Source organism: Stenotrophomonas sp. SAU14A_NAIMI4_5 (assembly GCF_003086795.1).
Taxonomy (GTDB): domain Bacteria; phylum Pseudomonadota; class Gammaproteobacteria; order Xanthomonadales; family Xanthomonadaceae; genus Stenotrophomonas.
Genome location: NZ_CP026003.1, coordinates 3,654,949 through 3,679,759, shown reverse-complemented (window position 1 = coordinate 3,679,759; position 24,811 = coordinate 3,654,949). Strand labels below are relative to the sequence as shown.

General features: G+C 68.1%; 24 protein-coding genes. 17 read left to right on the top strand and 7 right to left on the bottom strand.

Annotated elements, in window-relative coordinates:
• The first annotated feature begins 3 nt into the window (after positions 1-3).
• Both C1925_RS16995 and C1925_RS16990 read left to right on the top strand, forming a co-directional pair.
• The gene (locus C1925_RS16995; protein ID WP_108769919.1) at positions 4-2,856 is read left to right on the top strand and encodes a TonB-dependent receptor; all 2,853 of its coding nucleotides are present in this window, start codon (positions 4-6) and stop codon (positions 2,854-2,856) included.
• 209 nt (positions 2,857-3,065) lie between these two features.
• Positions 3,066-3,275 (top strand): hypothetical protein, encoded by a 210-nt coding sequence (locus C1925_RS16990; RefSeq protein WP_108770746.1) that lies wholly within the window; start codon positions 3,066-3,068, stop codon positions 3,273-3,275.
• A 54-nt stretch (positions 3,276-3,329) separates the two neighbouring features.
• Here C1925_RS16990 and C1925_RS16985 read toward each other — a convergent pair whose 3' ends face one another.
• Together C1925_RS16985 and ppa are read right to left on the bottom strand one after the other, a co-directional pair.
• Entirely contained in the window at positions 3,330-4,451 is a 1,122-nt protein-coding gene (locus tag C1925_RS16985) for an HDOD domain-containing protein (RefSeq protein WP_108769918.1), read from the bottom strand.
• A 151-nt stretch (positions 4,452-4,602) separates the two neighbouring features.
• Positions 4,603-5,139 (bottom strand): inorganic diphosphatase, encoded by a 537-nt coding sequence (gene ppa, locus C1925_RS16980; RefSeq protein ID WP_005410935.1) that lies wholly within the window; start codon positions 5,137-5,139, stop codon positions 4,603-4,605.
• 186 nt (positions 5,140-5,325) lie between these two features.
• Here ppa and C1925_RS16975 point away from each other — a divergent pair, with 186 nt between their 5' ends.
• The 5 genes from C1925_RS16975 (at position 5,326) to C1925_RS16955 (ending at position 11,101) form a co-directional block, all read left to right on the top strand.
• Positions 5,326-5,823 carry a hypothetical protein gene (locus C1925_RS16975; RefSeq protein ID WP_108769917.1) on the top strand — a complete coding sequence of 166 codons (498 nt, stop codon included), beginning with the start codon at positions 5,326-5,328 and terminating at the stop codon, positions 5,821-5,823.
• A gap of 20 nt (positions 5,824-5,843) precedes the next feature.
• Positions 5,844-6,299 carry a hypothetical protein gene (locus C1925_RS16970; RefSeq protein WP_254051341.1) on the top strand — a complete coding sequence of 152 codons (456 nt, stop codon included), beginning with the start codon at positions 5,844-5,846 and terminating at the stop codon, positions 6,297-6,299.
• A gap of 82 nt (positions 6,300-6,381) precedes the next feature.
• On the top strand, positions 6,382-6,882 hold the full coding sequence (locus C1925_RS16965) for an RNA polymerase sigma factor (RefSeq protein WP_108769915.1): 501 nt from the start codon (positions 6,382-6,384) through the stop codon (positions 6,880-6,882).
• Between the two features lie 103 nt (positions 6,883-6,985).
• Positions 6,986-7,951 (top strand): FecR domain-containing protein, encoded by a 966-nt coding sequence (locus C1925_RS16960; protein WP_108769914.1) that lies wholly within the window; start codon positions 6,986-6,988, stop codon positions 7,949-7,951.
• A gap of 234 nt (positions 7,952-8,185) precedes the next feature.
• Complete coding sequence (locus tag C1925_RS16955) at positions 8,186-11,101, top strand: TonB-dependent receptor (protein ID WP_108769913.1); 2,916 nt, start codon at positions 8,186-8,188, stop codon at positions 11,099-11,101.
• A 92-nt stretch (positions 11,102-11,193) separates the two neighbouring features.
• On the opposite strand, the gene C1925_RS16950 is transcribed toward C1925_RS16955, so the two are convergent.
• A complete protein-coding gene (locus C1925_RS16950) occupies positions 11,194-11,451 on the bottom strand; it encodes a DUF2789 domain-containing protein (protein WP_108769912.1) in 258 nt (85 codons plus the stop codon).
• Between the two features lie 110 nt (positions 11,452-11,561).
• Between C1925_RS16950 and C1925_RS16945 the strand changes: the two genes are divergently transcribed.
• The 6 genes from C1925_RS16945 (at position 11,562) to C1925_RS16920 (ending at position 14,904) form a co-directional block, all read left to right on the top strand.
• The gene (locus tag C1925_RS16945; protein WP_108769911.1) at positions 11,562-12,152 is read left to right on the top strand and encodes a biliverdin-producing heme oxygenase; all 591 of its coding nucleotides are present in this window, start codon (positions 11,562-11,564) and stop codon (positions 12,150-12,152) included.
• Between the two features lie 13 nt (positions 12,153-12,165).
• Complete coding sequence (locus C1925_RS16940; RefSeq protein ID WP_108769910.1) at positions 12,166-12,630, top strand: YbaN family protein; 465 nt, start codon at positions 12,166-12,168, stop codon at positions 12,628-12,630.
• Complete coding sequence (gene exbB / locus C1925_RS16935) at positions 12,617-13,345, top strand: tonB-system energizer ExbB (protein WP_108769909.1); 729 nt, start codon at positions 12,617-12,619, stop codon at positions 13,343-13,345. Before C1925_RS16940 ends, exbB begins: the two co-directional genes overlap by 14 nt.
• The gene (exbD, locus tag C1925_RS16930) at positions 13,346-13,771 is read left to right on the top strand and encodes a TonB system transport protein ExbD (RefSeq protein ID WP_108769908.1); all 426 of its coding nucleotides are present in this window, start codon (positions 13,346-13,348) and stop codon (positions 13,769-13,771) included.
• Positions 13,768-14,487, top strand: a complete 720-nt coding sequence (locus C1925_RS16925; RefSeq protein ID WP_108769907.1) for an energy transducer TonB — start codon at positions 13,768-13,770, stop codon at positions 14,485-14,487. The genes exbD and C1925_RS16925 overlap by 4 nt, the downstream gene beginning before the upstream one ends.
• Before the next feature lie 111 nt (positions 14,488-14,598).
• Complete coding sequence (locus tag C1925_RS16920; protein ID WP_108769906.1) at positions 14,599-14,904, top strand: hypothetical protein; 306 nt, start codon at positions 14,599-14,601, stop codon at positions 14,902-14,904.
• 102 nt (positions 14,905-15,006) lie between these two features.
• Here the strand turns inward: C1925_RS16920 and C1925_RS16915 are convergent, their stop codons facing one another.
• Positions 15,007-17,034 (bottom strand): sodium-translocating pyrophosphatase, encoded by a 2,028-nt coding sequence (locus C1925_RS16915; protein WP_108769905.1) that lies wholly within the window; start codon positions 17,032-17,034, stop codon positions 15,007-15,009.
• 299 nt (positions 17,035-17,333) lie between these two features.
• Between C1925_RS16915 and C1925_RS16910 the strand changes: the two genes are divergently transcribed.
• A complete protein-coding gene (locus C1925_RS16910; protein WP_108769904.1) occupies positions 17,334-17,837 on the top strand; it encodes a hypothetical protein in 504 nt (167 codons plus the stop codon).
• 162 nt (positions 17,838-17,999) lie between these two features.
• On the opposite strand, the gene C1925_RS16905 is transcribed toward C1925_RS16910, so the two are convergent.
• Both C1925_RS16905 and C1925_RS16900 read right to left on the bottom strand, forming a co-directional pair.
• Positions 18,000-18,392 carry a DUF488 family protein gene (locus C1925_RS16905; protein WP_108769903.1) on the bottom strand — a complete coding sequence of 131 codons (393 nt, stop codon included), beginning with the start codon at positions 18,390-18,392 and terminating at the stop codon, positions 18,000-18,002.
• Between the two features lie 28 nt (positions 18,393-18,420).
• On the bottom strand, positions 18,421-19,677 hold the full coding sequence (locus C1925_RS16900; protein ID WP_108769902.1) for a 6-phosphofructokinase: 1,257 nt from the start codon (positions 19,675-19,677) through the stop codon (positions 18,421-18,423).
• Positions 19,678-19,813: 136 nt separating this feature from the next.
• Here C1925_RS16900 and C1925_RS16895 point away from each other — a divergent pair, with 136 nt between their 5' ends.
• The 3 genes from C1925_RS16895 to C1925_RS16885 all read left to right on the top strand — a co-directional run bounded on the left by C1925_RS16895 (position 19,814) and on the right by C1925_RS16885 (position 22,647).
• Positions 19,814-20,377 (top strand): adenylate kinase, encoded by a 564-nt coding sequence (locus C1925_RS16895; RefSeq protein ID WP_079223114.1) that lies wholly within the window; start codon positions 19,814-19,816, stop codon positions 20,375-20,377.
• Between the two features lie 330 nt (positions 20,378-20,707).
• Positions 20,708-22,072: a UDP-N-acetylmuramate:L-alanyl-gamma-D-glutamyl-meso-diaminopimelate ligase gene (mpl, locus tag C1925_RS16890; protein WP_108769901.1), complete on the top strand. Its 1,365-nt coding sequence runs from the start codon at positions 20,708-20,710 to the stop codon at positions 22,070-22,072.
• Positions 22,069-22,647, top strand: a complete 579-nt coding sequence (locus tag C1925_RS16885; RefSeq protein ID WP_108769900.1) for an LON peptidase substrate-binding domain-containing protein — start codon at positions 22,069-22,071, stop codon at positions 22,645-22,647. The genes mpl and C1925_RS16885 overlap by 4 nt, the downstream gene beginning before the upstream one ends.
• A 96-nt stretch (positions 22,648-22,743) precedes the next feature.
• On the opposite strand, the gene C1925_RS16880 is transcribed toward C1925_RS16885, so the two are convergent.
• Positions 22,744-24,738: a bifunctional DedA family/phosphatase PAP2 family protein gene (locus C1925_RS16880; protein WP_108769899.1), complete on the bottom strand. Its 1,995-nt coding sequence runs from the start codon at positions 24,736-24,738 to the stop codon at positions 22,744-22,746.
• Between the last annotated feature and the right edge of the window lie 73 nt (positions 24,739-24,811).

Below are 24,811 nucleotides of genomic sequence, written 5' to 3'. Positions count from 1 at the left end.
TTGATGAACTTCCGTAATCCCGCAGTGCGGCTCGGCCTCCTGCCGGCCGGCATTGCGCTGGCGCTGACGCCGGCGTTTGCTTCCGCTCAGGAAGCGGCTTCTGGCACCACCGACCTCGATCGTATTTCGGTCACCGGTTCGCGCATCCGCGGCGCCGCCATGGAGACCCAGCAGCCGATCCTGACGATGACCCGTGAAAGCCTGGAAAAGCAGGGCTTCTCGAGCGTCGCTGACGTGCTGAACAACATGACTTCGGCTGGTTCGCCGGCCATTTCGCGTTCGGAGTCCCTGGCTTCGGGCGAGAACGTCGGCGGCTACTACGTCGACATCCGCAACCTGGGCGCACAGCGCACCCTGGTGCTGATGAACGGCAAGCGCCTGGGCGCCACCACTGCCGGTTACCAGGATCTGAGCCAGATCCCGATGTCGGCCGTTGAGCGCATCGAGATCCTGAAGGACGGCGCGTCCTCGATCTACGGTTCGGATGCCATCGCCGGCGTCGTGAACGTGATCACCCGCAAGAACTTCGACGGTGGCGAAGCCAACGTCTACGTCGGCCAGTACGGCAAGGGCGACGGCGGCACCGAGCAGTACTCGATGACCCTGGGCGCCCGTGGTGAGCGCGGCAGCCTGACCCTGTCGGCCGAGTACTCCAACGAAGATCCGGTGTGGGCGAAGGACCGCTGGTTCAGCCGCGACGGTTCGCGTGGTCCGAACTCGACTTCGGCCCAGTGGAGCCCGATCAGCCAGAACAGCACCTGGTGCAACCCGGTTGTCTACGACTGCGAGAACAGCCCGGTCTGGCAGACGCTCAATGCCGGTGGCAACCCGAACAACCCGGCCGATTACCACACCCTGACCCAGGATGAGTACTCGAACGCCAACCAGCAGATGACCCTGCTGACCGGCGTCAAGCGCAAGTCGGTCTACATCAACGGCACCTACGACTTCACCGATTCGATCAGCCTGAACACCGACCTGCTCTACAACGAGCGTCAGACGTTCCAGCAGATCGCGGGCTACCCGTACCAGTCCGCTTCGTCGGACATCAACACCCCGCTGTCGGCCGACAGTGCCTTCAATCCGGTCGGCGAAAGCGTCGATTTCCGTCGCCGCCTGTGGGAAGTGCCGCGTACCACCGAAAGCCAGCTGAAGACCCTGCGCTTTGCGCCGACCGTCAGCGGCTTCTTCGACGTCGCTGGCAAGACCTTCGACTGGGACGTCGGCGCCCTGTGGAACCGCAACGAGTCGATCAAGTCCAACCGCGGTGACATGAGCCTGATCGCTGCCCGCCAGGCCCTCGGCGCGTCCTTCATCAACGCTGATGGCGTGGCGCAGTGCGGTACCGCGGCCGATCCGATCGCGCTGGGTAACTGCCGTCCGTGGAACCCGCTGCTGCCGTACGGCGTTGATGGCCAGGGTACGCTGGCGAACCAGGAGCTGCAGGACTTCCTGTTCCCGACCTTCACTACCCGTGGCGTCACCAAGACCACCAGCTTCACCGCCAACCTTGCCGGTTCCATCGTGACCCTGCCGGCCGGTGATCTGGGCTTCGCCATGGGCGTCGAGCACCGCAAGGAAGAAGGCAGCTACGTGCCGGACGCCTTCGCGCAGTCGGGCCAGTCCACCGGCCTGGGCCAGAAGCCGACCCGCGGCGAATACGATCTGAACGAGGTCTACCTCGAACTGAACGTTCCGCTGCTGGCTGACGCTCCGTTTGCCAAGGAACTGACCCTGAACGTTGCCAGCCGTTATTCGGATTACAGCAACTTCGGCGGCACCACCAACAGCAAGTTCGGTCTGACCTGGCGTCCGATCGAAGGCCTGCTGGTCCGCGCGACCCGCGCTGAAGGCTTCCGCGCACCGACCATCGACAATCTGTACGGTGGCTTGAGCTCGAGCTTCGAGTCGTACGTCGATCCGTGCGGCGTTGGCGCCCCGGGCAGCGTCGCAGGCAACGCAGCCTGCCTCGCCGCGGGTGCACCGGCCAATTACGTGCAGCTGGGCCAGGGCAACGTCCCGTGCTCGACCCTGCCGTGCCAGTCGCCGGACCAGTTCATCTCGGGTGCCAACCCGAACCTGAAGCCGGAAACCTCGAAGAGCACCACCGCCGGTATCGTGTGGAGCCCGCAGTGGGTGCAGGGCCTGGACATCTCGCTGGATTGGTACAAGTACCAGATCAGCGACATGATCATCGCCGACAGCGTCGACCGCATCCTGCGCGACTGCTACGTGCTGGGTAACTCCTCGCGCTGCGACAGCGTCGTCCGCGGCAACGATGGCCACATCACCGCCATCACCTACGGCACCGCCAACCTCGGCAAGATGGAAACCGAAGGTTACGACCTGGGTGTGAAGTACCGTCTGCCGGAACTGGCCATCGGTCAGTTCTCGATCGACTGGCAGACCAGCTACACCGCCAAGTACGACGAAGAAGGCCAGAACAGCGCTGGTGACACCATCACCATCGGTCGCGTCAGCGAGCCGGGCCTGTTCCGCGTCCGTTCGAACCTCGGTGTCAACTGGCAGTACGGTGATTTCGGTGTCAACTGGACCGCGCGTTACTACTCGGGCATGAAGGAAAACTGCATCAGCCTGGCTGATGGCTGGTGCGATGCCCCGAACCACTACTCCAACGGCGAAACCGATCCGCTGCGTCACACCGGTTCGAACACCTTCCACGACCTGCAGGTCAGCTACAAGGCTCCGTGGGATGCCACCATCGCCCTGGGCGCCAACAACGTGTTCGATCACAAGGGTCCGCTGATGTACTCGGCCCCGAACTCTGCGTTCGCCTACTACGGTGGCTTCGACGTGGGTCGCTTCCTGTACATGAAGTACACCCAGCGCTTCTGATCCATCGAAGCGTCGCGACACGCAACACAGGAGGGCGGACCGCAAGGTCCGCCCTCTTTGTTTGTGGCTGCTGCCGACCCATGCCGGCGGTTCTCCGGATTCTCTGTAGGGAAACTCTGACGCAGGTCAAAGGTTGAATTCGATCACGGACTACGATTGACGCATCCAGCACAGTCCCGTCGTCCAATGACGGACGCTTGGAGACGGATATGAAAGCCACGCTCTTGCGAAAGCTGTCTGCCGCGGTGCTGATCTACGCCACGCTGGCGGGGTCGACATCTGCCCAGAACCTCATCGTCTGTGCCGGTGGCCGCTATTGCGAGGAGGTTCGCCAGGAATGCCTTGCCGAAGGCGGGTCTGCGGTGAAGTGCCAGCTGCTATGGCGCAACTGCGTGCTGGACGCCTGCCCGCAGCGCTGATCCGCCGATGGCGCGCCCAACCGGGCGCGCCATCGATCTGCCGCGAGGGCAGAATCAGGCTTCGGTGGGTACCAGCCCCATCAGGCTGTTGGCATGCTCGCGCCACTGCGGCAGCTTGTTCAGCACGCCGGCACGCTGCAGGTAGTCCTCGTCCACCGGGTCGCCGTTGACCAGCGCCAGCGCCACGTGCACCGCACCGGTCACCCAGAAGCTGCGCGTGTTGGCGCGCTGCGGCTGCAGGTGGAAGGCCACCGCTTCGATGATCGGCATCGGCAGGCCCCACAGGCCCAGCAGGTAGGCACCGGCTTCGGCATGGCCCGGGCGCGGATCGTCGGCCAGCGCCGGTTCACTGCGCTCATTGCGCACGCCCGGCAGCAGCAGGCCGATATCGGCGAGCAGGGCGGCGGTCGCACCCAGCTCCGCGCTGGATTCGGGCAGCAGGCGCGCGGCCAGGCGCGAGGCCATCAGCGCACGCTGCTGCAGCGAATTGCGCTCTGCAGCCGACAGCGTCGGCGCGGAAAAGACTTCGCTGGCCAGCACCAGGTCGCGCAGCGTGGCCAGGCCCAGGCGGGTCACCGCGGTGCGCAGGTCGGCAATCGTGCGGCCCTGGCTGAAGAACGCCGAATTGGACAGTTGCAGCACCTTGGCCGCGATTGCCGGATCGGCGGCCACCAGCTTGGCCACGTCGGCGCTGTCGGTGTCGTCATCGTGTTCCAGCGCCTGGGTCAGGCTCAGGTACAGGTGCGGCGGCGAGGGCAGCTTCTCGATACGGCCGATGGCATCGCGCAGGCGCGGGCTGTCGAGCACCTCGCGCAGCTCTTCCAGGCTGGTCAGCGCTTCCAGCAGCACTTCCGGCGCCAGCGGCAGCGGCAGGAAGCGGTGGGCCACGCCGATCAGGCGCGCCGGCGGCGGCCGGTTGCCGTGCTGGGCATCGACCAGTGCGATACGGATGGTTTCAGGCCGCAGCGTGCGGATCTGACCGAGCAACGTGGTTGCATTGAGGTCGGGCAGCTGCGGGCAGACGATCACCGCATCCACGCCCTGCGCTGCCACCGCGGACATCGCAGTGTGGCCATCGAAGGCGGTCAGCGGCTGCCATTCTTCCCCAAGATCGGCAATGAACTCGCTCAGCTCAGCCGGCAGGCTGGCTGAATCCCCAACTAGCAGAATACGCACGACACATTCCCCTGGCTGTCTCGACGGCGCGCGTCGATGACGTGTGAAGTGACGCAATTTACCTAATACGGCGCCAACAGTGATGGGCCGCAGTGTTGAAACGTGACCAGCATCGCTCCGGCGCGTGGCACCGGAGCGATCCTGTTCAGACTCAGGCCTTGCTGTCGAGGTGGCGCTGGTGCGCCTCGATCAGGATCTGCTTGGCCTCGGCCGCGCCACCCCAACCGTCCAGCTTGACCCACTTGCCCTTTTCCAGGTCCTTGTAGTGCTCGAAGAAGTGGCCGATGCGCTCCAGCCAGTGGCTGGACACCTGGGCGATGTCTTCGACGTGGGCGTAGCCGCTGAAGATCTTCGAGACCGGCACGGCCAGGATCTTCTCGTCGCTGCCAGCCTCATCGCTCATCTTCAGCACGCCGACCGGACGGCAGCGCACGACCGAACCCGGGACCAGCGGCAGCGGCAGCACCACCAGCACGTCGGCCGGGTCGCCATCGCCACACAGGGTGCTCGGCACGTAGCCGTAGTTGCACGGGTAGCGCATCGGGGTCGACAGGATGCGGTCGACGAAGATCGCGCCGGTTTCCTTGTCCACTTCGTACTTCACCGGCTCCGAGTCCTTCGGGATCTCGATGATGACGTTGATTTCTTCCGGCGGGTTCTTGCCGGGCGAGACGAGTTCCAGACCCATGGTGTGCTCCAGGTGGGGGATGTGGACGGATAGCCCACCATTTTATGCCTTTGACGGGCGCTGTGCAGGGTAGGGCGGGGCCGACCTTCGTCGTGGCCCCCGGCGGAGGGGCTGCCGCGGGGTTTCCCGATGGGGGCGGAGCGTGGGGCGGCGCAGGCTGGAGCTTCATTCCCGAGGAGCACCGCCATGACCTGGATACGCTGCTGTGGCCTTGCCGTACTGCTGTCCGTCGCCCCGCCGGCGGTGGCCGGCAGCCATGTCGACCTGGTCGATTTCCCCACCAGCGAAGCCAACTGGGACCGTTTCTACAACCTGGAAGCGGCCCTGATGCGGGGCTTCGACCACATCTGCGCCGACACGATCTGCGCGGGCGACTACAGCAATTACCGGGTCATGCAGGTGCGCTGCGCCGTGCAGCTGGCGGCGGCGGTGGTCACCCGCTGCGCCTGGGTGGTGGCGGCCAGCGAGCTGCGCGTGCAGCCCGCCACCGGCGAGGTGCAGGTGGACAACGGCCGCTGGGTCTGCCCGGTCGACCTGCTTCCGGGCGTGCCGGTGGAGCAGTTCCACGCGGTCCTGTCGGGGCCGGACGGCGTCGAGGCCCCGTTCCCTGGCCTGGGCCGGGGCCTGTTTGATGGCCTGCTGGGCTGCCTGCAGGGGCCGGGCAATGCTGGGAGGCAGGGATGATGGGCGCGCCACGAATGTTGATGGGGCTGCTGCTGTGCCTGGCCAGCGTGCCCGCCCTCGCTGCCGATCGCTACGTCGATGCGCGCCTCTACCCGGACCCGGCCAGCGGCTGGGAGCGTTTCCGCAGCGTCGAGCGCGCGCTGGTGGCCGGCTTCGATGACGTCTGCGGGGACACTTTCTGCGAGGGCGAGTACTACAACCTGCAGGCCATGCGCCTGCGCTGCGCGGTGGAGCGGGCCAGTGGCCAGGTGGCCGGTTGCACCTGGACCTTTGCCGGCAGCAACAGCTCGGTGCTGGACGACGGCAGTATCGATGTCGACCTGCGCAGCTATGCCTGCGCATTGCCGCTGGCCGCGGGCACGCCGCTGGAGAGCCTGCTGCAGGCGCTGGAAGCGGTGCCTCCGCGCGATGCCATCGATGTGCCGTTGCCCGGCACCTCGATCAGCGTCTACGACGGGCTGACTGACTGCCTCTGAGGCGACCCACCATACGCAAACGTGACTGATTCGCATTTACGGAGTAGCATGCGCGCCGCCCCCGTCCGTCCCGTCCTCGCGCATGCCTTCCAATGCCGCCACCCTCACCGAACTGCTGATCCGCGAACGGCCGGCGCTGCTGCGCCGGGTGCAGCGCATCCTGGGCGGCGACAGTGGTGCCGAGGACGTGATCCAGGCGGTCTGGTTCAAGGCCCGTGGCGTCGACAACCAGCAGAGCATCGACAACCCGCGGGCCTACCTGTACCGCCTGGCGATCAACCTGGCCACCGATCATGGCCGCGAGTCGACGCGGCGCAACCGCCTGCTGGCCGAGCACTACCTGTGGGAAGAGGAGGACGAGGTGTCCACCGAGGAACAGGTGATGGCCCAGGACGAGCTGCAGCGGGTGCTGGACGCGGCCGGTCACCTGCCCGAGCCGACCCGCAGCATCTTCCGCCTCAACCGGCTGCAGGGCCTGACCCAGGCCGAGATCGCGCGCCGGCTGGGTGTCTCGGTGACCACGGTTGAGAACCACGTACGCAGCGCCCTGGCGCGGTTGGCCTGGGCCCGCGAGGGCCGATGATCGATCGCCCTTGGGGGCCGCTGCGCTTCACACGTCTTGATCCATGGGTCGCACTGCGGTCCCGTCCTTTCCACCGCGCACGCCCGCGACCGCCTGCCAGCCGATGAGCCCGCATTCCCCTTCCAGCGCCCGCGCAGACGACCCCGTGGCCGAACAGGCCCGGGACTGGATCGTGTTCCTGGCCTCCGGCGAGCACAGCGATGCGCGCATGCGGGACTTCGAGGCATGGCTGGCACAGCCGGGGCATCGCCGTGCCTTTGAGCACGAGCGGCGCCTGTGGCGCAGCCTCGCGCCGGCACCGGTGGCATCGGTCGCCGCCACGCCGCATTCCCCGCTCCGCGCGCGTGCGCGTCCCCGCCAGCGTCGCCTGCACTGGGCGGCCGCCGCCGCGGCGGCTGTGGCGCTGCTGGTGACCGCACCCGATGCATGGCTGCGGCTGCAGGCCGACCATCGCAGCAACCACCAGGTGCAGGCGGTGCAGTTGCCCGATGGCAGCCGCGCGGTGCTTGATGCCGACAGCGCCATCGCCGTGCACTTCGATGCACACGCGCGCCGCATCGAGCTGCTGCAGGGGCGTGCCTGGTTCGAGGTGACGGCCGATGCGCAGCGACGCTTCAGTGTGGCCGCCGGCAACGGCGTGGTCGAAGACATCTCCACCGCGTTCACCGTGGCCCGCCTCGACGACTCGGTGGAAACCGAAGTGGGGCAGGGCCGTGTGCGCGTGGCCAATCCGGTGGATGGCGGCTGGACCTACCTGCAGGTGGGGCAGCGCGCGAGCTACGGCGCGCACAGCGGCGTGACCCGCCTGGCCAACGTGGCGGCCGATCGCGTCGGCGCCTGGCGCCAGGGTGAGCTGCTGCTGGACGAAACCGCCGTGGCAGAGGCCGTGCAGGAAGTGGGGCGCTATCGCCGTGGCCCGACGTTCGTGCGCGGTGACCTGTCGCGCCTGCCGGCGGTCAGCGCGGCGCTGCGCATCGACCAGCCGGAACAGGCACTCGATGCGCTGGCCGCGACCGCCGGCCTGCAGGTCACCCGCCTGCCGTTGGGCGTGGCCATCGTCCACCGGTAGATCCACGCCATGCGTGGATGAATCTGCCGGCAACCCCGCAGCCACGCATGGCGTGGCTCTACTGAATCACGCACCGGTAGATCCACGCCATGCGTGGATGAATTCACCTTGGGGTTCCAACCACCCCATTCGTCTTACCCCACGAACGTACCCGCCGCCGCCACGTACGTCGTTGTGTCCGCGCCTGCGCGGATGACGCCGCGCCCGCGGCTCCGTTCCCCTCACAGGTTTCCCATGTCCGACTTCCGTCGTCCGGGCCGCGCACTGCGCCCGTCCCGTCTGTGCATCGCCCTGCTTGCCGCTGGCCTGGCCGGCACCGCGCCGACCGTGCTGGCCCAGTCCAGCACCACCGCAGCCGCGGCCCTGCTGCGCTTCGACATTCCTGCCCAGCCGCTGGATGCCGCGCTGCGCGCCTACATGCGCCAGTCCGGCGTGCAGGTGGCCTACCCGGCCACGCTCGGCAACGGTGTCACCTCGCAGGCGGTCAGTGGCACGCTGTCGCCCAGTGATGCGCTGTCGCGCCTGCTACAGGGCAGTGGCCTGGTCGCACGCCGCGTCGGCAGCGATGCGGTCACCCTGGAAGCAGCGCCGGCCCAGGCCGGCAGCGGCGTCATCGTCACCGATACGCTCAGCGTGTCCGGTGAGCACATCGAAGGCGGCGCGGTCAGCGACGAAGCACGCCTGCTCGACACCTATCGCAGCGTCGGTTCGAGCACCACGATCAACCGCACCCAGCTGGAGCGTTTCCGCGGCACCTCCAACGGCGACATCGTCAAGGGCGTGGCCGGCGTCACCGCTGGCGACCCGCGCGTCGGCAACGGCTTCGACGTCAACATTCGTGGCATCCAGGGGCAGAGCCGCGTGCCGGTCATCATTGACGGCGGCCAGTCCAGCATGGACACCTACCGTGGCTACGCCGGCCAGTCGCAGCGCACCTACCTGGACCCGGACCTGATCTCGCGGCTGACCATCACCAAGGGCCCGAGCCTGCAGGCCAATGCGTCCGGCGGCATCGGCGGCGTGGTGGAAATGGAAACACTGAACGTCGATGACGTCCTGCGCGAGGGCCGCGACGTCGGCGTGCGCGTGCGCGGCGGCCTCGCCAACGGCAGTGCCAACAACCTGCCCGGTTACGACGCCGCACCGCGCAGCGACCGCAGCGCCACCGGCAGCCAGTTCTTCAACGTCGCCGCTGCCAAACACTGGGACAAATTCGACCTGGTCGCGGCCTACGCGTACCGCGACAACGGCAACTACTTCGCCGGCAAGCACGGCTACGACGACTTTCCGCAGACCCGTCGCACGCTGGCACCGCTGAACCCGCCGCGCACCGAAGTCTTCAACACCTCCTCGCGCTCGAAGTCGGCGCTGCTCAAGGGCACCTGGCGCATCGACGATGCACAGACCCTGGAACTGGGCTACCGCCGCTATGAAGGCACCGCCGGCGAGATCATGGCCTCGCAGATCATCCGCGTGGACCGCGACCGCGTGCCGCAGTGGGACCCGGGCCACGTCGACATGGACAGCTACAGCGCGCGCTACCGCTTCAACCCGGACAGCGACAAGATCGATCTGCGCGTCAACGCCTGGTACACCGACACCGACAGCGTGATGTACAACAGCCTGACCGGGATCACCCCGTGGTACTACGACCGCCGCACCGAGTGGTACGACGCGCCGAGCTTCAGCGGCAACCCCGGCTACAAGGACGCCTACCGTAACCCGCTGCGGCAGAAGCGTTTCGGCCTGGATGCCAGCAACACCTCGATCTTCGACACCGATGCCGGCCGCTTCACCCTGGATTACGGCCTGTCCTACAGCGATGAGGACATCGCGCCGGGCAGTTCCGCGCCGATCATGCACGACGATCTGGTCAACAACCGTTTCCTGCGCAACGCCGAGCGCAAGGAATACAGCGCCGTGGCGTCGTTGAAGTGGGCGCTGGACGAGCATTGGGAAGTGCAGGCCGGTGGCCGCTGGAACCGCGTGGACGTGCACGACCGCAACCGCCTGGCCACCCCGGACAAGTACGAGGTGCAGGGCCAGTACCGCTACACCGAACTGCTCAACGGCGACCCGAACCTGCCGTCGTGGCGGGCCAAGCGCATCGCGCTGCTGAACTGGTACCCGGACGCCAACGGCGACTTCACCCAGGCCTCGCTGCTGGCCTCGCCCTACGAGCGTGGCACGGTGGCCGACATCGGCGGCTGGAACTTCTACGACGCCGATGCTGCCGAAGACCTGGAAGTGCCGGTCAGCTGGACCTGGTCCAAGCCGATCCGCCGCCGCGACAGCGCGTTCTCGCCGACCGCCAGCGTTGCCTTCCGCTTCAGCGAAGACAGCATGGTCTACCTGAAGTACGCCGAAGGCACCAAGCTGCCGAGCCTGTTCGAGACCACCCTGGGCCTGTTCACCGCGGCCAAGCCGGTGTCCGAACTGAAGCCCGAGCGTGCGCGCAGCTGGGAACTGGGCGCCAGCACGATCCGCCACGACCTGTTCACTGCCGGTGATCGCCTGGCGCTGAAGCTGGCCTACTTCGATACCCGTATCGACGACCTGATCACCCGCGACTACCGCACGCTGTCGGCCGGCCTGATCCGCAACGTCGACCAGTTCAAGGTGTCGGGCATGGAGTTCCAGTCCAGCTATGACAGCGGCAAGCTGTTCGCCGATCTATCGGCGCACTACTACTTCAAGGCCAAGACCTGCGCGCCGGACATCGCCGCCGAGCGTCGTGCCTACGGCGTGCAGCGCAAGATCGAGGAGCTGGCCAATACGCCTGACTGCGTCGATGGTGGCTTCGAGGGTTCGTACTCGAACACGCAGAACCCGCCGCGCTACATGGTCAACCTGACCGTCGGCTCGCGCCTGTTCGACGAGCGGCTGACCTTCGGTACCCGCGTGGTCCACAACGCCGGCCCGATCAGCAAGCTGGACAAGGAATGGAACGTCGGCCTGTCGGCGATCCAGCAGCTGTACCGGCCGACCACCCTGGTGGACGTGTTCGCCAGCTGGAGCTTCAACGACCAGCTGTCGGTGGAAGCCAACGTCGACAACCTGACTGATCGCTACTACCTGGACCCGCTGGCCCTGGGCGTGATGCCGGCCCCGGGCCGTACCGCGCGCCTGGCCATCACCTGGAAGTACTGACAGACCGGGGTCGGATCCCTTTCCAGCGGAAAGGGCTCTGACCCCGGCACGTCGGTAGCGCCGGGCCATGCCCGGCGTTTCTTCCCGAGCGCTTACAGCCCGCGCGCCGCCTTCACGGCATCTTCGTGCAGCGCTTCGTTCAGCTCGTCCACCACGGTGGTCCAGGCCGCATCGGCCTGCAGCGATTCGGCCAGGAACTGGCGCTGCGCATCGCTCCAGAACGGGGCGTCGGCCACTTCCACTTCCGTGGCCAGCTGGTGCTGGGCGATGAACCCGGCGATGGCCTCGGCGCTGGCGTCCAGGCCCAGCTGCAGGAACAGGTTGGTCATGCTCGGTTCGGTGGTGATCATCGGAAACTGCCTGGCAGGGGAAAGGTAAGCTGCATTATCGACGCATGCCGTCTTGGGGGAACCCCCTCGTGGCACGTCTCATGATCGACGCTTCCCCCTGGCACTCCCCGATGACCGCGACAATTTCCCCCGACGACAGCCGCAGCGTGCGCCTGAAGGCCGCCACCCGTGACAGCCATGGCGCCCTCGACAAGCGCATCATGGCCGGCGACATCTTCGCCGACCGCGGCAACTTCGCCCGCTTCCTGCGCGTGCAGTACCGCTTCCACCGCAGCATCGACGCGCTCTACGCCAGCCCTGCACTGGACGCACTGCTGCCGGCCCTGCATGAACGCCGCCGCCTGCAGCAGGTGCGCAGCGACCTGCAGGACCTGGAACAGAGCCTGCCCGGCCAGGACATGGCGCCGCTGGCCACCGACCTGCCGCTGCCGGCCGCGCTGGGCTGGCTGTACGTGGCCGAAGGCTCCAACCTGGGCGGCACCGTGCTGTACAAGATGGCCGCCGCGCTGGGCCTGGACCGTGACTTCGGCGCCCGCCACCTGGCCGCGCACCCCGATGGTGCCGCCCGCCACTGGCGCGAGTTCACCGCGGCGCTGGACGCGGTGCCGCTGTCGGCCGAAGAGGAACAGCAGGTGATCGATGCGGCCGACGCCGCCTTCCGCAGCGTGCATGGCCACGTTGAAGTGGAATTCGGCGCATGAGCGGCCACCGCTGATGCGCTGGCTCTGGTTCGCGCTGGGCTGGCTGATGGTCGGCCTGGGCGTGATCGGTGCACTGCTGCCGGTGATGCCCACCACCATCTTCCTGATCCTGGCGGTGGGCTGCTTCGCCCGCAGTTCGCCGAAGTTCGAGCAGCGCCTGCTTGCCCATCCGCGCTATGGCCCCTCGCTGCGCCTGTGGCGCGAGCAGGGCGCGGTGTCGCGCAAGGGCAAGGCCTTTGCCAGCGCCGGCATGGCCGTGGGTTTCGTCCTGTTCTGCTGGGGTGCGCACCCCTCCTGGCGCCTGCTGCTGGGCGTGGGCCTGTTCTTCGCGGCCAGCGCCGGCTATGTGCTGAGCCGGCCGGCACCACGGCTTGATCCCACACCGCTGGTGGACGTGGGCGATGCCGAAACGCGTGCGGCCCGCCGCCGCGCGTCTACCCCCGATTCTGATGGAACCCCCGACGATGCTGCCTGCTGACCTTGCGCCCCTGGCCGCTCCCGCCCTCACTCCGTGGGGCATGTACCTGGCCGCCGACGTGGTGGTCAAAGCCGTGATGATCGCGCTGGCCGTCGCCTCGCTGGCCACCTGGACCGTGCTGCTGGCCAAGGGCTGGGAGTTGTCACGGCAGGCGCGCGCGCTGCGCGTGGCACGTGCGCGGCTGCTGGAGACGCCGAGCCTGCCCGCTGACGATGCGGATGCCGCGCTCGCCGAAGGCACCGCTGCAGCGATGCTGCACGCGGCCCGCAGCGAACTGCGCCTGTCGCAGGATCTGGACAGCCGCGACGGCATAAAGGAGCGCGTCGCCTCGCGCCTGGACCGGCTGGAACTGGAGACCGCCCGCGTGCAGCGGCGTGGCATCGGCGTGCTCGCCAGCATCGGGGCGGTGGCGCCGTTCGTGGGCCTGTTCGGCACCGTGTGGGGCATCATGAACAGCTTCATCGGCATCGCCCACAGCAACACCACCAACCTGGCCGTGGTCGCACCCGGTATCGCCGAGGCGCTGCTGGCCACGGCGCTGGGCCTGGTCGCGGCGATTCCGGCGGTGCTGGTCTACAACCATTTCAGCCGCGTGCTGGCCGGCCTGCGTGGCCTGCTCGGCGATCTCTCGGCGGCCGTGCAGCAGCTGGTCTCGCGCGACCTGGACCGTGCCGCCACGCGCGCACCGGCCAGCGCCCCGCGCGCGGTGCATTGAATGGCGATCAGGACTGCGTCCGACCGCGACGACACGCCCGAAGAAGCGCACGAGATCAATGTCACGCCCTTCATCGACGTGATGCTGGTGCTGCTGATCATCTTCATGGTGGCCGCACCGCTGGCCACCGTCTCGGTACCGGTGCAGCTGCCGGCCAGCAGCGCACAGGCCACGCCCAGCGAGCAGGTGCCGGTGTACGTGACCGTGCAGGCCGACCTGTCGCTGCGCGTGGGCGAACAGCCGGTGCCGCGCGACACGCTGGGTGCCGCATTGCAGGCGGCGACGCACGGTGACGCCGAGCAGCGCATCTACCTGCGTGCCGACCAGCGCGTGCCCTATGGCGAACTGATGGCGACCCTGGATGCACTGCGCGCTGCGGGCTACCTGAAGGTGGCCCTCGTCGGCCTGGAGCAGGGCGCGCGATGAACACACTGCGGCGCTGGGCGACCAGCCTGGCGATCGTGCTGCTGGTGCACGCCGTGCTGATTGGCGGGGTGTGGTGGTGGCAGGCGCGCGCGGCACCGGTCACCCCGGTGGCGCCGCCGGCCGCGTTGATGCTGGAGCTTGCGCCGACCGTGCAGGCGCCGCCGGCACCGCCGCGCGCGCTGCCGACCGGGCCGTTGCAGCAGGAACGGCAGAAGCGCGAGACCGTGCGCGAACACGCGCCCGCGCCGAAGGTGCCGCCGCAGCCGAAGGGCGACGTGGTGCCCAAGCCGCAGGCACCGGCCAGCACCACGCAGGACAGTGCCGACGCCAATGTCGAGCGGACGACGGCACCGCCGGAGGTTCCTGCTGAAGCCGCCACGCGCTATGCGGCGCAGCAGACCACGGCCGGTGAGCGCAGCCGCGCCAATGCCACCTGGCAGGGACTGTTGCTGGGCCATCTGCAGCAGCACCGGCGTTATCCGCGCCAGTCCGAACGGCTGCGCCAGCAGGGCGTGGTCTACGTACGGTTCGCCGTGTACCGCGATGGGCGCGTATCCGGCGCGCGCATCGAACGCGGCAGTGGCTTCGCGTTGCTGGACCAGGAAACGCTGGAGACCGTGCAGCGCGCCAGCCCGGTACCGGCGCCGCCGGCCGAAGTGGCCGGCGACCCGGTGGAAGTGATGGTGCCGGTCGCGTTCTACCTGCGCGGTCGTTGACCGGCAGCGGGGTCGGCAACGGGGTCGGATCCCTTTCCGCAGGAAAGGGCTCTGACCCCAGCGGCAACCGCTATCATCGACACGACCGTCAATGGATGACCGGAGGCTGCAGTGACAACACGGACCCTGCGGGTGCTTGCCTGGTGCAGCGTGGTCTTCGCCGCCTGCGTGGCCTTTGTCTCGCTGGCACCGTTCACGGCCGCTGTCATCTTTACCTGGCCGCTGCTGGTGTTTGCTGCGTTCTGCATCTGGCGTGGCGCGCGCCTGCCCGGCGTGCTCTGCGCGTGGCTGGCGTCGCTGGCCTTCATCTCCAGCCCGCACAGCACCTATGACGGGTGGGATACGCCCATCTACGTGTGCTGGGGAATTGCAGTGGTGGTGATTGTCGCCCTGCGGTTGCGGGGTTCCAGGCCGTAGAGTCGAGCTTGCTCGACTGCTCTTGCGGTGCAGGCCAAAAGCAGTCGAGCAAGCTCGACTCTACGGGGCGTGGCGACAACCCCATCCACGCATGGCGTGGATCTACAGCAGCGGCACCAGCAGCAGCGCCACGATGTTGATGATCTTGATCAGCGGATTGATCGCCGGGCCGGCGGTGTCCTTGTACGGGTCGCCCACCGTGTCGCCGGTCACCGCGGCCTTGTGCGCCTCGCTGCCCTTGCCGCCAAAGTGGCCATCCTCGATGTACTTCTTGGCGTTGTCCCAGGCACCGCCGCCGGTGGTCATCGAAATGGCCACGAACAGGCCGGTGACGATGGTGCCGATCAGCAGGCCGCCCAGCGCGCGTGGCCCCAGCAGCAGGCCCACCACCACCGGCACGGCCACCGGCAGCAGCGAAGGCACGATCATTTCGCGGATGGCCGAGCGGGTCAGCATGTCCACGGCCTTGTCGTACTGCGGCTTGCCGGTGCCCTGCATGATGCCGGGGATCTCGCGGAACTGGCGCCGCACTTCCTCCACCACCGCACCGGCCGCGCGGCCGACCGCTTCCATTGCCATCGCGCCAAACAGGTAGGGAATCAGGCCGCCGATCAGCAGGCCGATGATCACCGTGTGGTCACTGAGGTCGAAGCGGAACTCCTGGCCGGGGTTGGCCGCCTGCAGGTTGTGCGTGTAATCAGCGAACAACACCAGCGCGGCCAGTGCTGCCGAGCCGATTGCATAGCCCTTGGTCACCGCCTTGGTCGTGTTGCCCACGGCGTCCAGCGGATCGGTGATGTCGCGGATGTCCGAGGGCAGCTCGGCCATCTCGGCGATGCCACCGGCGTTGTCGGTGATCGGCCCGTACGCATCCAGGGCCACGATCATGCCGGCCATCGACAGCATCGCCGTGGCGGCGATGGCGATGCCGTACAGGCCGGCCAGCGCATACGCACCCCAGATCGCCGCACACACCGCCACCACCGGCAGCGCGGTGGACTTCATCGAGATGCCCAGGCCGGCGATGATGTTGGTGCCGTGGCCGGTGGTCGAGGCCTGCGCCACGTGCTGCACCGGCTTGTACTGGGTGCCGGTGTAGTACTCGGTGATCCACACGATCAGGCCGGTCAGCACCAGGCCGATCAGCGCGCAGCCGTACAGCGCCAGCGGGCCATGCACGTTGGCGCTCATCAGCCCGGTGGTGATGGGATAGAACGCGATGGCCGCCAGCACGCCGGAGACGATCACGCCCTTGTACAGCGCGCCCATGATCGAGCCGCCGGGCTTCACCTTCACGAACAGTGCGCCGATGATCGAGGCGATGATCGACACCCCGCCCAGCACCAGCGGGTACAGCACCGCATTGGCACCGGCCTCGCTCAGCATCAGGCTGCCCAGCAGCATCGTGGCGATGACGGTGACCGCGTAGGTCTCGAACAGGTCGGCGGCCATGCCGGCGCAGTCGCCCACGTTGTCACCGACGTTGTCGGCGATCACCGCCGGATTGCGCGGGTCGTCCTCGGGAATGCCGGCTTCCACCTTGCCCACCAGGTCGGCGCCGACGTCGGCGCCCTTGGTGAAGATGCCGCCGCCGAGGCGGGCGAAGATCGAGATCAGCGAGGAGCCGAAGGCCAGGCCGACCAGCGCGTGCAGCGCCTGTTCCATCGGCAGCCCCATGCGCAGCAGCAGTGCGTAGTAACCGGCTACGCCCAGCAGGCCGAGGCCGACCACCAGCATGCCGGTGATGGCGCCGCCGCGGAACGCGACGTCCATCGCCGCGCTGATGCCGTTGCGCGCGGCCTCGGCGGTGCGCACGTTGGCGCGTACCGAGACGTTCATGCCGATGTAGCCGGCCGCGCCGGACAGCACCGCGCCGACCGCGAAACCAATGGCCGTGTACCAGCTGAGGAACACGCCGACCAGCACGAACAGCACCACGCCGGCCACGCCGATGGTCAGGTACTGGCGGTTGAGGTAGGCGCGCGCGCCTTCCTGGATCGCGGTGGCGATCGCGATCATGCGTTCATTGCCGGTGGGTTGGCGCAGGATCCAGCGCGCCGAGATGATCCCGTAGAGGATCGCGAGAATGGCGCAGCCCAGCGCCAGTGACAGCCCGTGACGTTCCAGCATCAGACCCCTCCGCAGAATGGATGGTGAGCATCCAGTGGCGATGAACGGCACCACGAGGGGGACGACGGGTTGCAGCCTGGAACCAACCCGTGCCGACCGAAACGGTCGTCCGACGTATGGCGGTGTTCAGCATTCCCTGGTGCCCGCAGTATGCGTCCCGGCCCCCGTAGAGTCGAGCTTGCTCGACTGGCATGCCCCGGTGAGCGCAGCGGCAACTCGACCGGCTCCTTCGCGGCACCCTTTGCACCCCGTTAAGCCACCTTCTGCAAGCCTGCGCACAGTCCTGACGGAGATTCCCCATGCGCCTGTCCCTGCTGATGTTTGCCGCCCTGGTTCCGGCCCTGCCGGCCCTGGCTGCGGAAACCCCCGAACTGCAGCGGGCGGTCGGCGCCCCCCAGGCCGCAGGTGCGGTGCATACGCTGCGGCAGATTCCCGAGGCCTGTGCACGCCTGGAAGGCGTGTTCACCGGCCAGGCCGCCGAGCCGTACCGCTTCTCCGCCGTGCGCACCAGCGAGCAGTGCCAGCCGCGCGCCCGCTTCGTCGATTACGCCAAGGCACAGCCCAGTGCCGACAAGGGCTGGAAGCTCAACGACGTGATCCGCGTGCCGAATGCCGCCTGCCCGGCACAGCAGGCGGTGGTGCGGGTGTGGCGCCTGCCGGTCAACAGCACCCAGGCGCTGGATGGCCAGGGCCAGTCGCGCATCTATCTGGAAGAAGCGAAGAAGCAGGCGGCCGCCGGCAAGATCCCGCAGGTGACGATGTTCGCCGCGCAGCTGCAGGTGGAAGGCAAGGCCTGTAATTGATACGGGTGGGTGCCGACCTTGGGTCGGCACCGATGACGGAACCTGCCCGGTGGGTGCCGACCGTTGGTCGGCACCGATGCCGGAACCTGCCCGGTGGGTGCCGACCGTTGGTCGGCACCGATGTCGCATCCACGCATGGCGTGGATCTACCGCAGCGCGCCATCACCCCTCGGCCAGCTTCGCTCCGCGTGCCACCAGCAGCTCGCGCAGCGCCTTGCGATGGCAATGCGCCTCCTCTTCGCAGTAGCAGCCCACGGCGATGTCGCTGTGCTGCGACAGTGCCGCCAGCAGATCCAGCGCATGGGCGGCCTCGGGCGCTTTCATCTCGGCCTTGAAGTGGCGGAAGAAGGCGTTCCAGTCCGCCGCAGTCTTCGCCTCGTGCGCCAGCTTCACCAGCGCCGGGCTGGGCGACAGCGTCGGGAACCACACGTCATACCAATCCTGGCGGGCGAACTCGCTGCGCGGCACGCCCCGTGGCGGCCGCCGCACCGTGCCGATGCGCAGGCCCTCGCCGGGCGCGCGCGGGCTGCCGAGTCGAACAACGCGCAGTGCCATCGCCTTCCTCCCTCGCCCCGACCGTGGCTCAGCCCTCGAACGCGGGCAGCTTCTGCTTCACCGCCACGTTCTTCAGTGTCACGTACTTCGGCAGACCGTCAGCGCCGTAGGGCAGGGGGGCTTCGCCCTTGATCAGCGGCGACAGGTAGGCGCGTGCCTTGGCGGTGATGCCGAAACCATCGCGGCGGATGAAGCCGGCCGGCATCTTTTTCTCATGGTTGGCGATCTTCGCCAGCGGCGCGGCCTCGATCTTCCAGCGGTAGGGCGCATCGCTGCTGCGCACGATCACCGGCATCACCCCGTTCTGGCCCTTCAGCGCCAGCTGCACGGCGGCCTTGCCCACCGCCTGCGCCTGTTCCCAGTCGGTCTTGCTGGCCAGGTGCCGGGCCGAGCGCTGCAGGTAGTCGGGCAGGGCCCAGTGCACCTTCAGGCCCAGCTGGTCCTTGACCCGGCCGGCCAGATGCGCGGCGACGCCGCCCAGCTGCGAATGGCCGAAGGAATCCTTGCCACCACCGGCATCGGCGACGAAGCGGCCATCGGCGGTAGCGATGCCCTCGGAGGCCACGACCACGCAGTAGCCGACGCGCTCGACCACGGCCTTGACCTTGGCCAGGAAGGTCGCCTCGTCATAGGCACGCTCGGGCAGCAGGATGATGTGCGGAGCCTCGTCCTCGCCATTGCCGGCCAGGCCCGCGGCGGCGGCCAGCCAGCCGGCGTGGCGGCCCATCGCCTCGTAGATGAAGACGCGGGTGGAGGTCTCGGCCATCGCTGCCACGTCCAGCGCGGCCTCGCGCACCGAGACCGCGGTGTACTTGGCTGCCGAGCCGAAACCCGGGCAGGTGTCGGTCACGGCCAAATCGTTGTCGATGGTCTTGGGCACGCCGATGCAGGTCAGGTCGTAGCCGGACGCCTTGGCCAGCAGCGACACCTTCAGCGCGGTATCGGCCGAATCGTTGCCGCCGTTGTAGAGGAACCAGCGCACGTCGTGGGCGCGCAGCACCTCCAGCAGGCGGTCGTAACGGGCACGGTCGGCCTCCAGCGATTTCAGCTTGACCCGGCACGAGCCGAAGGCGCCGCCCGGGGTGTGGGCGAGGGCGCGGATGGCGGCGGCACTCTCCTTGCTGGTGTCGATCAGCTCCTCGCGCAGGGCGCCGAGGATGCCGTTGCGGGCAGCCAGGACCTTGATGCCCTTGGCCCGGGCCTGCTCGATGACCGCCGCCGCGGTGGCGTTGATGACCGCCGTGACGCCGCCGGACTGGGCGTAGAGGAGGGTGCCGTTGCGCATGCTTCTACCTGCTCGGTGAGGGGGACATTGCAGAGACATTACCCGGATGCGCTAAAGTGGCGCTATTGCGGTGCAGCGATACCGGTCCGTCCGGGGCGCGAACCTTCTTTGTTTTCAACACGTTGGAGTCAGGTCAATGCGATTGGTTCTGTTGGGACCGCCCGGTTCGGGCAAGGGGACGCAGGCGACGCGCCTGAAAGAAAAGCTGGGCATTGCCCATATTTCGACCGGTGACATGCTGCGCGCGGAAATCGCCGCGGGCTCGGAGCTGGGCAAGCAGGCCAAGGCGGTGATGGATGCCGGCAACCTGGTGTCCGATGACATCCTGCTGGGCATGCTGGAGTCGCGCCTGACCCAGGCCGATGTCGCCAAGGGTTTCATCCTGGACGGCTACCCGCGCAATGTGGCCCAGGCCAATGCGATGGACGGCCTGCTGGCCAAGATCGGCCAGCCGCTGGACGCCGTGGTGCAGCTGGACGTGGCCACCGAGCTGCTGGTCGAGCGCATCGCCGGCCGCGCGCAGGAACAGGGCCGCGCCGACGACAACCCGGAAGCGGTGCGCCAGCGCCTGCAGGTCTACAACGACCAGACCGCCCCGGTGGTCGACTTCTACGCCGGCCGTGGCACCCTGGCCCGCGTCGATGGCGTCGGTGACCTGGACGAGATCGAAGCCCGCATCCTGGCAGCGATCAAGGGCTGATGGCGGTTGGCCGGCCCTGCGCCGGCCACCCTGCAGCGACAACGAAACAGGCCTGATCCTCGCGGACCAGGCCTGTTTCGTTTCATAGGTGCCAGCGATGAGCTTGCTCAGGGCTCCGCAGCATGAGCTCCCTTGGGGATGGCCTCTTGGGGAGTAGGACCGGTTCGGGTACTACGGCTGGCTTCCTGAATTGTGTACGGGTTCACATACCTGCGCTATCAGGAATTCCCTGACAGACGGTTGGACTTTTCTCACAAGCGCTGTAGGAGTTGTCTGACCCCGCTGCTGACAATGGCCCTATACAGCCGTGATCGGTCACAATCCCCGGTCATGAGCAGCGTACATATCCTTGCAATCGCCGGCACCTTCATGGGTGGCGTGGCCGCCCTGGCGCGGGAACTGGGCCATACGGTCAGTGGCAGCGACCAGGCCATCTATCCGCCGATGTCCACCCAGCTTGAGCAGCTGGGCATCGTCCTGGACCAGGGCTACCGCGCCGACAGCGTGCCGCCGGGCACCGCCGAGGTGGTGATCGGCAACGCCCTGTCACGCGGCAACCCGGCCGTGGAAGCCGTGCTCGACGCCGGCCAGCGCTACATCTCCGGTGCCCAGTGGCTGTCCGAGCAGGTGCTGCCGGGCCGCGACACCCTGGCCGTGGCCGGCACCCACGGCAAGACCACCACCACCACCATCCTGACCTGGCTGCTGGAAAGCGCCGGGCGTTCGCCGGGCTTCCTGATCGGTGGCGTGGCCGAGGATTTCGGCGTCTCCGCCCGCCTGGGCCAGGGCCGCGAGTTCGTGGTCGAGGCCGATGAGTACGACACCGCCTTCTTCGACAAGCGCAGCAAGTTCGTGCACTACCGGCCGCTGGTGGCCATCCTCAACAACCTCGAATACGACCACGCCGACATCTTCCCGGACGTGGAGGCCATCGAGCGCCAGTTCCACCACCTGGTGCGCACCGTGCCCGCGCGCGGCCGCCTGATCGTCAATGGGGAGGACGCGCACCTGGCCAAAGTGCTGCAGATGGGCTGCTGGACCCCGGTCGAGCGCTTCGGTTTCGACCCGTCGCTGGAATGGCATGCCGAGCTGCTGGCCGCCGATGGCAGCGCCTTCCGCGTGCATCACCGTGGGCAGGCGCTGGGTGATGTGCACTGGTCGCTGCTGGGCCGCCACAACGTACTCAACGGCTTGGCCGCCCTGGCCGCCGTGCATGCGGTGGGCGTGGCCCCGGCCGAGGTGATCCCGGCGCTGGCCCGCTTCCGCAGCGTCAAGCGCCGCATGGAAGTGATCGGCAGCCATGACGGCATCACCGTCTACGATGATTTCGCCCACCACCCCACGGCGATCGCGACCACGCTGGACGGCCTGCGCGCCAAGGTCGGCGACGCGCGTATCGTGGTGGCGATGGAACCGCGCAGCAACTCGATGCGGCTGGGCGCACACGCCCAGGCGCTGGCACCGTCGCTGGCGCTGGCCGACGAAGTGGTGTTCCTGCATCGGCCGGAACTGGCCTGGGATGCCGCTTCGGTGATCGCCGCCGTGCGTGGCCAGGCCCATGCCGTGCCCGATACCGATGCGCTGCTGGCACAGCTGCAGTCCAGCGTGCGCAGCGGTGACCACGTGGTGTTCATGTCCAACGGTGGCTTCGACGGCGCGCCGCGCCGCTTTCTCGCCGCCCTGCAGGCCCGATGAGCACCGACGTTCCGCTGCCGCTGTTTCCGCTGCACACCACGCTGGTGCCCGGCGCGGCGGTTGGCCTGCGCGTGTTCGAGCGCCGCTACCTGGACCTGGTGCGCGACACCGGCCGCAGCGGCGAGGGCTTTGGTGTCTGCCTGATCCTGGAAGGGCAGGAAGTGGGGGAGCCGGCTACCCCGGCGGCCTACGGCGTGCAGGTCCGCATCGAGGACTTCGATGTCGGCGCCGATGGCGTGCTGCAGCTGCGCCTGCGCGGTACCCGGCGTTTCCATGTCGAGCGTACCCGCGTGCGCGACAACGGCCTGGTCGTGGCCGATGTGCGCTGGTGCGAAGAAGACCCCGATGACGAACTGAAGCCGCAGCATGCGCTGCTGGCCACGGTGCTCGGGCACATCATCGAGCAGGCGGGCGAGGCCTATGCGCCGGCGAATCCAGCGTTGCTGGACCAGGCCAGCTGGGTCGGCTGGCGGCTGGCCGAACTGCTGCCGCTCGGCGAACAGCAGCGGTTGCAGCTGCTGCAGATGGACGACCCGCACCAGCGCTTGCAGCAGTTGTTGGGGTGGATGCCGTAAGCGGCCATCCACGCATGGCGTGGATCTACGCCGCCGGGCATGGCCCGGCGCTACCCATCCACGTTCCGGTAGCGCCGGGCCATGCCCGGCGATCGATCACGGCTGCGTCTTCAACCGCAGCACCGGCAACCCGGTTTCGGCGTGTACGTCCTCGTGCTGCGGCATGCCCTGCACGGCGTCCTTCAGCGCATTGAACGCGGGGTCGATGCCGCGCACCGGGTGCCACATGCCGATCCACTCGAAGTGGCGCTCGTAGCGCAGGGTCTGCGCACTGCCCAGCCACAGCGGCACGTCGCCCGGCTGCAGCTGGCCCGGTGCCGGCCACAGGCGCAGCACGTAGCGCTCATCCGGCTTGGCCCCCTGGCGCACCATCAGCAGGGCTTCCACGCGCGTTTCCAGCGTGGCCGGCAGCACCGGCAGTTCGTCGGCGCCAGTGTTCTTGTCCAGCATCAGCAGGGCTTCTTCCCAGCCGGCCTGCGCCTGCACGGTCCAGCCGCGCGCTTCCAGCTGCGCCTGCAGCGGTGCCAGCGGGCCGGCCACCTGCACGTCCAGCGGCCAGCGCTGGTCATCGTCGAACTCGTTGCGGCGCGCCGGCAGCTTGGCCCAGTCGTGCTGCCACCAGGCCTGCATGTCCATCGCCACCGGTGCCGGCAGGGTTGGTTCGAAGCGCTCCAGCTTCACCGGGATGTTGCGCGGCGCGTACCACATCGCCGCCACCGCGAAGACGCCGTAGAACAGCCACGCCACCGGCTTCACCCAGAACGAGCGGTTGAAGCGGCGGCGGTAGGCGATGCCCAGCACCAGCAGCCAGAACGTGCCGAACAACATGCCGCCGATGACGTCGCTCAGCCAGTGCGCGCCCAGGTACAGGCGCGAGAAGCCGATCAGGCTGACCACGATGCCCGACACCAGGTACGGCCAGACGCGGGTGCGGCCGGGCATTTCGCGCGCGATCAGCACCGCGAAGAAGCCGAAGGTGATGGTGGCCATGGTCACCGACACCGAAGGGAAGCCGAAGCCACTGCTGGCATCGACCGGGCGCACCACGTCCACGGTGGTGCCCAGCAGCTTGGTCAGGGCCAGGCCGAAGGCCAGTGCGGCCAGCCAGTGCGCGGCGGCCATCCAGCGCCGGCGCCACACCAGGTAGCCCATCGCCGCCGCAGTGGCCGGCATCAGCACCTGCCACGCGCCCAGCGAGGCCAGTGCGGCCATCGGGTAGTCGGCCAACGGGTTGCGCAGGGCCAGCATGGCCTGGTGCACCAGCAGATCGATGGCCAGCGGTTCGCCATGGGCGACCACCACGGTCAGCAGCGCGAACCAGCCCCAGCCCAGCAACAGCAGCATCAGTGCCAGCATCGCCAGCGGCACCGATTCACGGCGCTTCGGGTCGAGCACGCCGACCGTGTAGCGGCCCAGCGTGGGGTGGCGGTTGGACCAGTCCAGCAGGCGCGCCAGCCAGTGGTCCATGCGCGCGGCCGACCAGCGGTAGCCGTACAGCACGATGGCCCAGACCAGGCCGAGGATGACCACCAGCAGGCCGACCACCACCACCAGGCGTCCGGCAACCGCGGCGACGGCGTCATAGGCTTCGCCGAGGATCCAGCCTGGCGCCAGGAACAGCACCGCCCACGACAGGCTTGCGATGCCGCTGGCCTGCACGTAGCGGCTGGCCGGCATCTTCAGCATGCCGGCGATGGCGGGCACGAACGGCCGGATGGCGCCGACATAGCGCGCGATCAGGATGCTCTTGAAGGCATTGCGGCGGAACAGGTTCTCGCCGCGGTCCAGCAGCTGCGGGTAGCGGCTGAACGGCCAGACCCCGCGCAGGCGGTCGCCCCAGCGGCGGCCGATCCAGTAACTGATGCCATCACCGGCAAACGCACCCAGCGCCGCCGCGGCCACGGCATACGGCCCGGAGATCTGCCCCAGGCCGATGAACACGCCCACCGCGAACAGCAGGGGCAGCGCCGGCACGATGGCGCCGAGAATGATGACCGCATCGCAGAAGGCGATCAGAAAAATAACCGCGCCCGCGAGTACGGGATGGGCGGCAATCCACGCGAGGGTGGCGTCGATCCATGAAGAGTCCATTGCCCGATTATAGAGGCGTGAAGGTGACTGGTTCCCAGCGGCTTGGTGACCGTTTGCAACCAGCGCCATCGCC

Excerpts from the sequence above, each read along its gene's own strand:
- C1925_RS16950 (WP_108769912.1), bottom strand. The coding sequence starts at position 11,451 with ATGATCACCACCGAACCGAGCATGACCAACCTGTTCCTGCAGCTGGGC.
- C1925_RS16990 (WP_108770746.1), top strand. The coding sequence starts at position 3,066 with ATGAAAGCCACGCTCTTGCGAAAGCTGTCTGCCGCGGTGCTGATCTAC.
- C1925_RS16940 (WP_108769910.1), top strand. The coding sequence starts at position 12,166 with ATGCGCTGGCTCTGGTTCGCGCTGGGCTGGCTGATGGTCGGCCTGGGC.
- C1925_RS16880 (WP_108769899.1), bottom strand. The coding sequence starts at position 24,738 with ATGGACTCTTCATGGATCGACGCCACCCTCGCGTGGATTGCCGCCCAT.
- C1925_RS16995 (WP_108769919.1), top strand. The coding sequence starts at position 4 with ATGAACTTCCGTAATCCCGCAGTGCGGCTCGGCCTCCTGCCGGCCGGC.
- C1925_RS16910 (WP_108769904.1), top strand. The coding sequence starts at position 17,334 with ATGCGCCTGTCCCTGCTGATGTTTGCCGCCCTGGTTCCGGCCCTGCCG.
- C1925_RS16915 (WP_108769905.1), bottom strand. The coding sequence starts at position 17,034 with ATGCTGGAACGTCACGGGCTGTCACTGGCGCTGGGCTGCGCCATTCTC.
- C1925_RS16965 (WP_108769915.1), top strand. The coding sequence starts at position 6,382 with ATGCCTTCCAATGCCGCCACCCTCACCGAACTGCTGATCCGCGAACGG.
- C1925_RS16945 (WP_108769911.1), top strand. The coding sequence starts at position 11,562 with ATGACCGCGACAATTTCCCCCGACGACAGCCGCAGCGTGCGCCTGAAG.
- C1925_RS16925 (WP_108769907.1), top strand. The coding sequence starts at position 13,768 with ATGAACACACTGCGGCGCTGGGCGACCAGCCTGGCGATCGTGCTGCTG.
- C1925_RS16955 (WP_108769913.1), top strand. The coding sequence starts at position 8,186 with ATGTCCGACTTCCGTCGTCCGGGCCGCGCACTGCGCCCGTCCCGTCTG.
- ppa (WP_005410935.1), bottom strand. The coding sequence starts at position 5,139 with ATGGGTCTGGAACTCGTCTCGCCCGGCAAGAACCCGCCGGAAGAAATC.
- exbB (WP_108769909.1), top strand. The coding sequence starts at position 12,617 with ATGCTGCCTGCTGACCTTGCGCCCCTGGCCGCTCCCGCCCTCACTCCG.
- C1925_RS16900 (WP_108769902.1), bottom strand. The coding sequence starts at position 19,677 with ATGCGCAACGGCACCCTCCTCTACGCCCAGTCCGGCGGCGTCACGGCG.
- C1925_RS16895 (WP_079223114.1), top strand. The coding sequence starts at position 19,814 with ATGCGATTGGTTCTGTTGGGACCGCCCGGTTCGGGCAAGGGGACGCAG.
- exbD (WP_108769908.1), top strand. The coding sequence starts at position 13,346 with ATGGCGATCAGGACTGCGTCCGACCGCGACGACACGCCCGAAGAAGCG.
- mpl (WP_108769901.1), top strand. The coding sequence starts at position 20,708 with ATGAGCAGCGTACATATCCTTGCAATCGCCGGCACCTTCATGGGTGGC.
- C1925_RS16960 (WP_108769914.1), top strand. The coding sequence starts at position 6,986 with ATGAGCCCGCATTCCCCTTCCAGCGCCCGCGCAGACGACCCCGTGGCC.
- C1925_RS16970 (WP_254051341.1), top strand. The coding sequence starts at position 5,844 with ATGGGGCTGCTGCTGTGCCTGGCCAGCGTGCCCGCCCTCGCTGCCGAT.
- C1925_RS16905 (WP_108769903.1), bottom strand. The coding sequence starts at position 18,392 with ATGGCACTGCGCGTTGTTCGACTCGGCAGCCCGCGCGCGCCCGGCGAG.
- C1925_RS16885 (WP_108769900.1), top strand. The coding sequence starts at position 22,069 with ATGAGCACCGACGTTCCGCTGCCGCTGTTTCCGCTGCACACCACGCTG.
- C1925_RS16975 (WP_108769917.1), top strand. The coding sequence starts at position 5,326 with ATGACCTGGATACGCTGCTGTGGCCTTGCCGTACTGCTGTCCGTCGCC.